The 13274-nt window shown below is 65.9% G+C and carries 3 protein-coding genes; all 3 read right to left on the bottom strand.

The features are described from left to right. Nucleotides 1–484 (bottom strand): YncE family protein (locus RM2_RS20030; protein WP_245814057.1); only part of this gene is annotated, 484 nt, incomplete at its 3' end. 380 nt (nt 485–864) lie between these two features. Further along, nucleotides 865–1446 carry a YncE family protein gene (locus RM2_RS20025; protein WP_245814056.1) on the bottom strand — a complete coding sequence of 194 codons (582 nt, stop codon included), beginning with the start codon at nt 1444–1446 and terminating at the stop codon, nt 865–867. A 196-nt stretch (nt 1447–1642) separates the two neighbouring features. After that, a partial coding sequence (locus tag RM2_RS20020) for a non-ribosomal peptide synthetase (protein ID WP_139277853.1) occupies nt 1643–13274 on the bottom strand: 11632 nt, incomplete at its 5' end.

Raw genomic sequence — 13274 nt, 5'->3', positions numbered from 1 at the left:
ATTCGTCATTTCTGTTGGTGACGTAGGCGCGGGACCCGTCCGGGGTGATCGCCACCAAGAACGGGTTGTCCCTGACCTTGACGGTCTCGATGACGGTGTTGTCGGCGGTGTCGATCACCGACACCGAATCATCGAAACTGTTGGTGACGTAGGCGCGGGACCCGTCCGAGGTGACCGCCACCCAGGATGGGCTGTCCTCGACGGGGACGGTCGCGATGACGGTGTTGCCGGCGGTGTCGATCACATCCACCGTGCCATTGTTGCTGTTGGTGACGTAGGCGCGGGACCCGTCCGGGGTGATCGCCACCCCGGACGGGAAGGCCCCGACCGGGACGGTCGCGATGACGGTATCCGCTGCCGCGGTCGCCACCCCCATTCCGGCAGTACCGAGCATCATCGCAAATATGGCTGTCCCCCCGATCAACAGAGGGCGGACGCGCCCCCCGACCATGGGATAGCCGCGAAAAGTACTGTGGCGATTCACATTCTTCTCCTGCCTCAGAGGAACAAAACGGATCAACCGTGCAGTGGGAAAACCGGTGGTCGAATCCGCCCACCAGCCCATCGGAGGCTAGCAGCCCGATTCTGACTTGAGCCCAGGACTCGCCGAACTCCTCACGGCCACAAGGCCACACGATCGAACACTCGGACCGCCGTGCGGTACACCGCACATGCGATGGGGCGGCCTGCCACCGGCACGGGCTGCCTCACTCGACGGGTAGAAACGGCATGAGCTCGGGTAGCGGAGGGGCAGCCCTGGTGGGCCGCCAGTTCACGTAACCGCCGCCGACTCACGTCAACGAACCGTATGACGCCGCCACCCTTTGGGGGTGGCGGCGTCATACAGGCCCACAAGTACAGGTGTCAGCTGAAGACGCTACCCGAGCCCGAGCCGCTGCCCGTGAGCGATCCGAAATCGATGCACAGCGATCCGAGGCATTTCTCAATGGCGATCACCGACACCGTGCCGTCAACGAGGTTGGTGACGTAGACGCGGGAGCCGTCCGGGGTGATCGCCGCCCCGACCGGGCCATTCCCGGCCGGGACGGTGTCGGCCACCGTGTTGGTGCCGGTGTCGATCACCGACACCGTGCCGTCGTCAGTGTTGACGACGTAGGCGCGGGTTCCGTCCGGGGTGATCGCCACCCCTTCTGGAAAGCTTCCGACCATGACGGTGTCGACCACCATATTCGTACCGGTGTCGATCACCGACACCGTGCCGTCGTCAGTGTTGACGACGTAGACGAAGGATCCGTCCAGGGTGATCGCCACCCCGAACGGGTTGTTCCCGACCAGGATGGTGTCGATCACGGTATCTGCCGCCGCGACCGCCCCCGTACCGGCCATACCGAGGACCATCGCAACAATGGCAGCCATCCCGAGCACCAGACGTCGGGTGCGCCCCCGAATCGTGGGGTACCTGCGGAAACTACTGTGGGGATTCACATTGTTCTCCTGACTCAGAAGAACAAAACGGATCAACCGTGCAGTGGCGATGGCCGGCAATCGAATCAGAACACCAGCCCAGCGCAGACTAACAACCACATTCCGATTCCTAGCCCACGACTCGCCGATACCCTCATACAGCCACCAGACCGCACTAGGCATACTCGCGCACTAGACCGCGCCGACGGCGAAGCCTTCAAGTACGAGCGGAGAGCGAGCGGGCAAGCAAAGGCCCGATGATCGCCAGGGCTGGCGGTTCGATCATCTCGTTGTGTTCGCAGTCCACTTCGTACTCGTGGATGCGACCGGTCACGAGCGGCCCCCACTCGGCCGCCGAGTGCAATCGAGCAGCGCCGTCCCCGTCCCGAGCAGCAGGGAAGATGAGCAGGTCACCGTTGTAGAGCTGCGGGGCATACCCGTGCCCAAGCTGCCTGGAGTTTTCGTACCCCGCGGCGATCCGTTCGAGGTGCCGCCCTTGCACCCCGGTCTCGGCCCCGAACGACTCGTCGATCAACCGCGCTGCGCGCTCATAGGTGATCTCACCATCCACGTCGATCTCGAGTCCCAGCCCGCGCAGAAGATCTCGGATGTCGAGTTCGCCGGACAGCGGGTCTTCGCCATTGTCGGGGTAGCTGTCCATGATCGCCAGTGTGGAGACTTCTTCACCCGACCCCTGCAGTTCAACGGCCATGGCATGCGCGAGTATCCCGCCGAGCGACCAGCCGAGCAGATCGAACGGTCCCTCGGGCTGGATCGCCTTCATCTCCTCGACGTAGCGGTGCGCGAGTTGGTCGATCGATCGGTATTCGCCGGCACCACTGATCGTGGGCAGTTGCAGTCCGTATACGGGCCGGTCGGAGGGCAGATGCTGCACGAGCCCTGCATAACCCCAGGACAGTCCGATTGCCGGATGCACGCAGAACAACGGTCTGCCACTTCCCTGCGCTCGTAGCGGAATCACCACGGCAAGTGCGTCTTCCACCCCGGCGCTCCGGTTCGGACTCTCCAGACGACGGGCGATCCCCGCCGGCGTGGGGTCGAGGAACATCCACTGCAGCGGAACCCTTCGATCCAACCTGGCCTGCAGTGCGCTGACGATCCTGGTGGCAAGGAGCGAATTTCCACCGAGATCAAAGAAGCTGTCGGCGGTGCCCACTCTGTCCACCCCGAGGACCTCGGCGAACACGTCCACGACCGTGCGCTCGGTCTCCGTGGCCGGAGCTCGATACGCTGCACCGGTCGAGCCGAACTCCGGTGCGGGCAGCGCCTTCCGGTCAAGTTTGCCCACCGGGGTCATCGGGATCTCATCGAGCACGACCACAGCGGATGGCACCATGTGCGCGGGCAGACGCTCGGCGGCGTAGGTGCGCAGCTGCGCAGGCTCCACGTCCTGTCCGCCTTGGGCACGCACATACGAGGCCAGTACGGTGGACCCCGACGGTCCGGTGTGACCGATGGTGGCCGCGAAGGCAACCGCCGGATGGCCGGCAAGCACGGCGTCTATCTCCCCGAGTTCGATGCGGAATCCGCGCACCTTGACTTGGAAGTCGCGGCGGCCCACGTACTGAAGGGTGAGGTCGCGCCGCCAGCGCACCACATCGCCGGTCCGGTACATCCGGTCGCCCGGCTTTCCGAAGGGGCAGGCTACGAATCGTTCCGAGGTGAGCGCTGTCGGGTTGTGGTAACCGCGTGCCACACCTGGCCCCGAAATGTACAACTCGCCGGGCACACCGACCGGGAGGGGTTGCAGTCGATCGTCGAGGACCAGGAACGCGAATCCCACTGCGGGCGCGCCGATGTTCGGGTCTTCGCCGGGACTCATCGGGGCGCTGACACTCGCCTGGACAGTGGTCTCGGTGGGACCATACCCGCTGTGCAGGCTGCGACCCGGCGCCCACTGCGCGACCACCTCCGGCGGGCACGCCTCGCCCACCAGATCCAGGACACGAAGCGAATCGAGTCCGGTGTTGTCGAGGGCCGCCACCGCGGTCGGCGTGATGGTTGCATGGGTGACCTGCTCGCGACGGAACAGATCCGTCAGCTCACGGCCGCCGAGGATGTTGGGCGGCACGATCACGATCCGCGCCGAGGCGCTGAACGCCATCGTCAACTCGAACACCGACGCGTCGAAACTCGGTGAGGCGAAGTGTGACACCCGGGAATCGTGCGTGACCTGGAACCTTTCACGTGTTTCCGCGGCGAAGTTGGCCATGCCGCAGTGCGTGACCGTGACCCCCTTCGGTCTTCCGGTAGATCCCGATGTGTAGATCAGATATGCCGGGTGCGTGAGATGCAATGGACTCGTCCGCTCAACGTCGGTGATCGGCTCCGGCGATACCTCGGTCACCCGCTCGGCAAAGTCCGCGTCGTCGAGCACCAGCCAGGGAACCACGTCGGGCAGATTGCGCCGGCTATCTCGCAGGGTGAGGCCGAGCGAAGCCCGGCAGTCGGTGAGCATGTAGTCGATTCGCTCGCGCGGGTATTTGGGATCGACGGGCACGAAGGCCGCGCCTGCCTTGGTAACCGACCAGATCGAGATCACCGACTCGATCGAGCGTGGTATTCCGAGTGCCACGAAGCTCTCGGGTCCCACCCCATGGCCGCGGAGGACCCTCGCCAGCCGATTGGATCGCTCGTCGAGTTCGCGGTAGCTGATCTGACGGCCCTCGTACGACAGCGCCACCGAATCCGGGTCGAACGCGACGGCGTCGGTCAGCAGTTCGGGCCAAAGCTTCGCCGGCACATCGGGTTTGCCCCGGGCAGGCACAATGGACCGCATCTCCACCACGTCGAGGAGTGAGAGGTCGCCGATCGGCCAGTCGGGGTTGTCGGTGACAGCGTCCAGTATCCGCACGAATCTGTCGGCGAATCCGCGGACAGTATCGGCGTCGAAGAGATCGGTGGCAAAGTCGATGGCGCCGTTGATCCCTGATGGCGCACCGGTGGCGTCGAACTCCTCCGCCAGGAGAAATTCGAGATCCATTTTGGCCACACCGACTTCGGGGTCGATACCCCGAATCTCCAATCCCGGCAGTGTCAGCACAGGGCGCTCGTTGTTCTGAAATTCCAGCGAGACCTGGATGATCGGCGTATATGCGGTCGATCGTGTCGGCCCGATCGCATCCACCACACGCTCGAAGGGAACGTCGGCGTTCGCAAAGGCGCCGAGATCCACCTCGCGACAATGCGCCGACAATGCGGTGAACGATTCAGCGGTATTCACCCGCGTACGCAGAGCCAGCGTGCCCACGAACATACCCACGAGTCCGTCGAGCACAGGTTCCCCCCGGCCGGCGATGGGCGTTCCGATCACGACGTCGCTGGTGCTGCCGAGCCGCGCCAGCAGGATGGCGAGTGCGGCGTGCACGGTCATGAATTCGGTGGAGCGAAGACGTCGCGACAGCAACCTGATACGCCGATGAAGGTCGCTGTCGATGGAGAAGTGGACCCGCGCCCCACGGAAGGACTGCTGGGAGGGCCGATCACGGTCGGCCGGTAGTTCGAGGAGATCGGGAATGCCCGCCAAGGCGGTCTTCCAGTAGGCCAGCTGCGCCCCGATCAGCGATTCGGCATCCTCGTCCGAACCCAGCAACTCCCGCTGCCACAAGGTGTAGTCGGCGTACTGCACCGGCAGCGGTGCCCATTCGGGCCGACCGCCACAGGCCCGGGCAACATACGCCGTCATCACGTCGCGCACAAGCGGGACCATCGAGAACCCGTCCGCCGAGATGTGATGCACCACGACGGCGAGCACGTGCTCGGTCACGGAGAGTGAAAACAGTCCAACCCGTATCGGGGGCCGCGAAGTGACATCGAAACCCGCTGAGACCAGCCCGGTCAGCCTCTCGCGCAGGCGGGCCTCGTCGACAACTTCGACGGGGATCAGGGAGGGTGCCGCACCATCGGCGGGCAGAATCTGTTGTACCGGCGCGGAACCGCGCACCGGGAACATCGTTCGCAGCGACTCGTGCCGCCCGATGACATCGGTGACAGCCGAGTTCAGCGCTCGCACATCGAGTTCACCGCGCAGCCGCACCACGATGGGAATGTTGTAGGCGGCAGAGGCTGTGTCGAGCTGGTTGATGAACCACATGCGCTGCTGAGCGAACGACAGCGGAATGCCCTCGGTTCGTGTGCGGGCTGCGAGCACCGGGCGCCCGGACTGCCCGGCACCGGCGTGCTCGATCCGTGCCGCCAGCGCGGCGACCGTCGGCGACTCGAACAGATCACGCACCCCACTGTCGGTGCCGAGCACCGCCCTCAACCGCGCCATCACCCGTGTCGCGCTCAGGGAGTTGCCGCCGATGTCGAAGAAGGCGGCGTTGGCACCCACACGTTCGAGACCGAGCACCTCCGCGAAGACGCCGGCAACCGTCTCCTCGATCGGACCGACCGGTACCCGAGACTGCCCGACTCCGGAATAGTCGGGCTCTGGTAGTGCCGTGCGATCCAGCTTGCCGACTGCCGTCAATGGAATGCGTTCGAGCAAAATGATCGACATGGGCACCATATGAGACGGCAGGCGTTCGGCCAGATGCCGGGTGAGTACGGCGGTATCGAGGGAGCGATCCGGCGCCGGTACCACGTAGGACACCAGCAGGGTGTCTCCCGCGCGGCCGCGGTGCGCGATCGTGGCAGCAAACCCGACGTTCGGCACCGACATGAGGGTGGAGTCGATCTCGCCGAGTTCGACGCGGAAACCGCGAACCTTGACCTGGAAGTCGCTGCGGCCCACGAACTCTATGCTGCAGGCGGCGGTCCACCGCACGATGTCACCGGTGCGGTACATCCTCTCGCCGGGGCGGAAGGGGTCGGCAACGAACCGCTCCGCGGTGAGTGCCGGTCGGCGGTGGTAACCGCGGGCCAGACCGACCCCGGCGAGATACAGCTCCCCCGGAACTCCCACGGGGACCGGTTGCAGCCGGCTGTCGAGCACCAGTTCCGTCACGCCGCGGATGGGTCCGCCGATGGTAACCGGTGCCCCACCGACCATCGGTTCGCTGATGTTGGACATGATCGTCGTCTCGGTCGGTCCGTAGGCGTTGTACAACCGACGGCCCGGCGCCCAGCGGGCGACGAGTTCAGGTGGGCACGCCTCACCACCGAACACCAGGTCAGTCAGATGTTCCAGTCCGGCGGGATCGAGTGACGACAGCGCCGCAGTGGTGATGAACGCATGGGTGACCTGACGGTCTGCCAGTAGTCGCGCGAGTTCCTCGCCGCCGAACACGGTGGGCGCGGCAATCACCATCGTCGCACCGGCGCCGAATGCCTGCAGATACTCGAACACCGACCCGTCGAAACTGGGCGTGGAGAAGTGCAGGGTGCGGGACTGTGATGTCGCCCCGAGGCGTTCGAGCTGATCGAGGGCGAAGTTGTCCAGTCCGCGATGGGTGACCACCACACCCTTGGGCCACCCCGTGGACCCCGAGGTGTAGATGACGTATACGGCGGTGTCCAGCATGAGCGGACCTGTTCGGTCGGCATCGGTCACCGACCCCGCAGAGTGCTGTGCGCATTCGGTCGCGAAGTCGGGGTCGTCCAGGGCCAGCCAGTGCGCGGCGCTGGGGAGTTTGCCTCGGTGCTCGTTCGTAGTCACACCGATAGTGGCTCCGGAATCGGTGAGCATGTGGGTGATGCGCTCATCGGGGTAGTTCGGGTCGATCGGGACGAACGCCGCTCCGGTCTTTGCCACCGCCCACACCGACAGCACCGATTCGACGGACCGCGGTATCCCGATGGCCACGAAGGTCTCCGGGCCCGCACCCCGCGCGATGAGTGCACGGGCGAGACGATTCGACCGCCCATCCAGATCGCCGTAGCTGATCTCGTGGTCCTCGTGGCCCGGTGCGATGTAGGACAGGGCGATCGCGTCCGGGTCGAGCGCGGCCGCCGCCGCCAGAATCTGCGGCAGCGTGCGGGTCGATCCACCGGGACGGCCCCGAACCGGCACCAGATCGGTGCGCTCACGGTCGGTCAGCAGTGACAGTGCGGCCAGCGACCGGTCGGGCGTGGTGCAGGCTTCGAGCACCCTCAGCACGCGGCCCGCAATGTCTTCGACGACGTCCACCCCGAAAACCTCGGGGAGATACTCGAATTTCAGGTGCAGGCGATCGTCGGCGGACGCCACCAGACTGAGCGGATAGTGGGCGGCATCTCGTGCGTCCACCCCGGTGACACGCATTCCGGCGATATCGCTGTCGGTCGACAGGCCCTCGCGGTCGACGGGATACGACTCGAATACCGTCAGCGTGTCGAATCCGACCTCCGGCCCCGCGCCGTGCTGAATATCGGCGAGACCGAGGTAGTGGTGATCCAGCAAAGCCGCCTGTTCGGCCTGGACCCGCTCAAGCAGAGCGCCAATGGTTTCGGTGGAGCGCAACCTGATCCGGACGGGCAGCGTGTTGATGAACAGCCCGATCATCGTCTCGATGCCAGCCAGTTCGGGAGGCCGCCCCGAGACGGTGGCACCGAACAGAACGTCGTCGCGGCCGGTCAGCATGCCGAGCACAATCCCCCAGGAACCCTGCACGAGAGTATTGAGGGTCAGTCCACGTGAACGCGCGACCTCACGCAGGCTGGTGGTGCGATCCACGTCCAGGTCGAACACCCACTCCTGCGCCGTGGTGGACAGCTGCCGGCCCCGATCCCCCGGCGCGAGTAGGGTCGGTCCTTCCACCCCGGCGAGGACCCGGACCCATACCTCCCGGGAAGCGTCCTGATCTCGGTGTTTCCTCCACGCCAGATAGTCGTGATACCCGCGAACATGTGGCAGCGGCGACGGATCGGCGTCGGTTGCATAGAGCGTCAACAACTCCCCGAACAGCAGCGGCATCGACCAGCCATCGAGAAGGATGTGGTGATTGGTCGATACCAGCCGACATCCGTTCTGCGCGGTCGTGATCAGCATGAACCGGATCAGCGGGGCGTGCGTCATGTCGAAGGGGCGGACCCGGTCTTCGGCCAGTACCCGCTCGACCTCGGCCGCCGCGGCACCCTCGTCGAGAGCTGTCAGATCGAGTTCACGCCAGGGCGCCTCCACTTGTTGCCGGACGACTTGAACCGCGTTGCCCTCGACGTCGTGCACGAAGGCTGCGCGCAGGTTGGCGTGCCTGCCCAGCAGCGCGTCGGCCGCTCGACGCAGGCGCGCCAGATCCACAGCGCCTTCGAGGTCGAGACTCACCTGCACCAGGTAGGCGTCCAGGGACTCGTCTGCGAGTTCACTGTGGAAGAGCATGCCTGCCTGCAGCGGCGACAAGGGCCACACATCTGCCAGGTCCGGGTAGCGGCCTTCGAGCTCCACGATCGCATCCTGCCGAAGTTCGACGAGCTCGAAATCCGACGGCGTGAATCCACCACCGCCAGACTCCACGTGCGCGCCGAGAGCAGCGAGTGCCGTTATCCACAGCTGCGCGAGTTCGTCGATCTCCTCGGCGGTCAGGATGCCCGGAGGGTAGGCCCAGGTGGAGTTCAACTGGGGGCCGTCGCCCGAGTCGACGATCATCGCGTTGACCTCCACGACGGCGGCGACGGGCATCTCCGCCTTCAGTGCCCCGCGCAGTCCGGGTTCGTCGATCGGCACCCACCCCTCGCCGGTCTCCGTGCCGGTCCGCCCCAATCTTCCGAGATAGTTGAAGCTGACCTGTGGGTGAGGAATCGGGGAAAGAACCTGGGCCGTCTCGCTGTTCAGGTATCGAAGGAGGCCGAACCCGATGCCGTGGTCCGGAACGGTGAGTAGTTGCTCCTTGACGGTCTTGATCGCGGCCCCAGCCGACCCGCCGCCCACGAACGCGTCATCGAGGTCCACGCCGCTCAGATCGAGTCGCACCGGGAAGATGGACGTGAACCATCCGATCGTGCGGGCGAGATCCGCGCCCGGCACCACCTGCTCTTCACGACCGTGGCCCTCGAGACTCACCAGCGCCTCTCGAAGGTTGATCCCCCGGTTTCGCCGCCATCGGATCAGCGCCATGGTCAGCGCGGTCAACAATGCATCCCCCACGCTGCCGTGAAACGCCTGCGGCACGCTTGTCAGAAGCGTCTCGGTCAACCGGGCAGGAAGTCGAACCTCGATGTCCGCCGTAGTGGCGCCGGTATCCGACGTGTCCAACGGGCGCGAACCGAGTACCGGATCGGGTGCGTCCAGCATCCCACGCCAGAGTTCGACCTCGGCTGTGGCACGGCGTTCGCGCGCTGCATCGACAAGCGCATGCGCCCACCGGCGCATCGACGTCCTCGGTGGCTCCAGCATCGGTGCCGCGCCGGACTGCAGCTGTGCGCACGCCAGGGCGAGGTCGGGGATCAGAATCCGCCACGAGACACCGTCCATCACCAGGTGGTGGACGGCGATCACCAACCGGCTATCGGCGCGGTGGCCCGTATCCAGCCACACCGCCTGCATCATGACGCCCGACTCCGGGTCGAGCCGATCGAGTGCCGCGTCGAGCTCGCTCGCGGTAATCTCGCCGAACCCAGCACCGGTGGCGTCCATGGAGACCCGCCGGAGCACCGTGGCCGCGCGCACCGCACCTTCGGCCTGCACGCCCATCGACCAGCCCTCTTCGGTGCGCGAGGTGCGGTGCAACCGCGCCCGCAGGAGGTCGTGCCGGTCCAGCACGGATTGTAGGGCCCGCACAAGAATGTCCTCGTCCAACGTTGGAGGAAGCGTGAACAGCGCGGTCTGCGAGTAACGGCGAAAATCCCCACCACGGTCGAGCATCCACCGCACGATCGGTGTCAACGGAATCTCGCCGAGGCCGCCTCCTGGCAACTCGTCGAGAACGACCGCCTCGTCACCCGTCCCGGCCGTCTCGGCCAGCCCCGCAACGGTTTTGCGTTCGAACACATCTCGCGGCGAAATCAGTACCCCGGCAGCCTTGGCGCGGGTGACCAGCTGGATGGACATGATCGAGTCCCCGCCGATGGTGAAGAACGAGTCATCGACGCCCACCGAGTCGAGTCCCAGAACCTCGGCGAACAGGTCCGCGAGAATGCGTTCCGTCTCGGTGACCGGGCTGCGGCCCGTGGTCACCCGCTGCCCGAAGTCCGGTTCGGGCAGCGCGTTCCGGTCGAGTTTGCCGTTTACTGTCAACGGCATCGCGTCGAGAACCACCACCGCCACCGGGACCATGTGCGAAGCCATCTTCTCCGCGGCCGCGCCCATGATTGTCGCCGGGTCGATCGCGACGCCGGTCTCCGGCACCACATACCCCACCAGCCGATCCCCGCGCACCGCCACCGCCGACTGCGCCACGCCTTCGCACGCGAGCAGGGCCGACTCCACCTCGCCGAGTTCGATCCGGTAACCCTTCACCTGCACCTGGAGGTCGTTGCGGCCGAGGTACTCGAGTTGTCCGTTCGCGTTCCACCTGCCCAGATCACCGGACCGGTACATCCGCGAGCCGGGCGCGAAGGGGTCGGCAACGAACCGGGTCGACGTGAGAGCGTGCCGGCCGAGGTAGCCGCGCGAGACCTGCGCACCGGATACATACATTTCCCCGACCACTCCCCGCGGCACCGGATGCAGGCGCCCGTCGAGCACGTACACGTGCAGTCCTGGCAGGCCCCGGCCGATCACCGATGCGGACCCCCCCGTCACGAGGTCCCGGTCGATCGGCAGGTGACTGACGTGCACGGTTGTTTCCGTGATGCCGTACATGTTGACCAGGACGGGACCGGCGTCGCCTCGGCGTGCGTACCAGCGCCCCAGTTGCCCGAAGTCGAGAGCCTCACCGCCGAAGATCACGTACCGCAGAGACAGACCGGGGCCACCGGCGAGACGATCCGCCTCCGCCAACTGGTAGAAAGCCGTGGGGGTCTGATTAGCGACCGTGACGCGTTCGTCGCGGAGGAGTTCCAGGAACTTCTCGGGTGAGCGCGCGGTGAAGTGGTCCACCAGCACCAGTCGTCCACCGCACCCGAGCGCGCCCCACATCTCCCACACCGAAAAGTCGAATGCGGCGGAATGGAACATGGTCCACACATCTTCCGGCCCGAACCCGAACAGCGTCTGGGTGTTCGCCAGTAAGGTGACCGCGTTGCGATGCGAGACCTGCACGCCCTTCGGCCGCCCGGTGGAACCCGAGGTGTAGATCACGTACGCCACCGAGTCCGGGCGCAGCGGACTCCGACGCTCGGGGTCGGTCACCGGCAGGGACGAGAGCCGCTGTACGGCATCCAGGGTTTCCGGGTCGTCCACGGCCACCACCGGGACCCCGGTGATACGGACTGTCTGCGCGTCCGCCGACGTGGTGAGCACACACATCGGCCGGGCATCGCCCAGCAGGAAAGCCAACCGTTCCGTCGGGTAGGTCACGTCCACCGGGAGGTAGCCGGCGCCCGATTTCACCACCGCCAGCAGCGCGACGACGAGGTCGATCGAGCGCGTCATGCCCACGGCCACAAGTGTTTCCGCTCCTGCTCCCCGCACCACCAGCAGTCTCGCGAGCCGGTTCGCCCGTTCGTCGAGTTCCCGGTACGTCAGCGATGTGCCGTCGCAGCGCACCGCGACGGCATCGCCCTCGGATGCCACCACCCGATCGAACAGGTCCGCCAACGACACCGGTACGACAGCAGTTCCCGGTCGATACGCGGAGGTGAGCAGAAGTTCGCGTTCGGGCGCACGCAGGATATCGATATCCCCCACCGGCACGGTCGGGTCGGCGGCGACGGCCTCGACCACCCGCACGAAGCGCGCTGCGAAAACCTCCATCGACTCACGATCGAGCACGTCGGTCGCGTAGCGGAAACCGGCGTTGATCCCGGTCGGCACGCCCCGCTCGTCGACCCGCTCCGCCAGGCTCAGCTGCACATCGAACTTCGCCACGTCCAGATCCACGTCGAGGGACTGGGCGGTGAGCCCGTGCAGTTCCAGGTGTGTACGGGTGGCGTTCTGGAATTCGAGCATCACCTGGAACAGCGGTGCGTGCGCGGTGGATCGGTCAGGTGCGAGTTCGTCCACCAGTCGCTCGAAGGGAATGTCCGCGTGCTCGAACGCCCGGAGATCGACCGACCGCACCTCGGTGAGCACATCTGCGAACGACGATCCCGCCGCCACCGCCGTGCGAAGCACAAGCGTGTTGACGAACATTCCCACCACATCGTCGAGTGCCGCTTCGTCACGGCCCGCGATCGGCGTCCCCACCACCACGTCTTCCGATCCCGATACCCTTTCCAGCAGTACTGCCAATGCCGCATGCATCACCATGAACAGCGTCGAATTACTTTGGTGCGCAAGACTGGTCAGAGTGCGATGCACGTCAGGCGCGATATCGAACGTGATGACGGCACCCTCGAAGGTTCGCTGCGTGGGCCGCGGCCGGTCCAGCGGCAGGGCCAGCACATCCGGGATGCCCGACAATGCTCGGGTCCAGTAGAGGAGCTGTCCCGACATCAACGACTCGGGCTGCGCCTCCGTGCCCAGAACCTCCCGCTGCCACAGCGTGTAGTCGGCGTACTGCGCGGGCAGCGGCGCCCAGCCGGGCGCCTGCTGTTGCGCGCGTGCGGTGTAGGCGAGCATCACGTCCCGCGCCAGGGGCTCCATCGAGAAGCCGTCGGCCGCGATGTGATGCACCACGACGGCGAGTACGTGCCGCTCGGGAGCGAGTGCCAATAACCTTGCCCGGATCGGAAGCTCCTCGGTAACATCGAACCCCACGCCGAAGAAGGCAGTGAGCGAGTCTCGAAGATCCCGATGGGCAACCGGGACCGGGCCGAGGTCGGGAGTGGCGAACCCGGAATCGACGATCACCTGCCGGGGTCCGTCGGGGGAATTGGGAAACACGGTCCGCAACGACTCGTGCCGCTCCATGACGTCACCGAGTGCAGCT

Origin of the sequence: Rhodococcus marinonascens NBRC 14363, from assembly GCF_001894885.1 — a bacterium.
GTDB classification, from domain to species: Bacteria; Actinomycetota; Actinomycetes; order Mycobacteriales; family Mycobacteriaceae; genus Rhodococcus_F; species Rhodococcus_F marinonascens.
The sequence above is the reverse complement of the archived record's forward strand: the minus strand, read 5'-3'. Positions and strand labels throughout refer to the sequence as shown.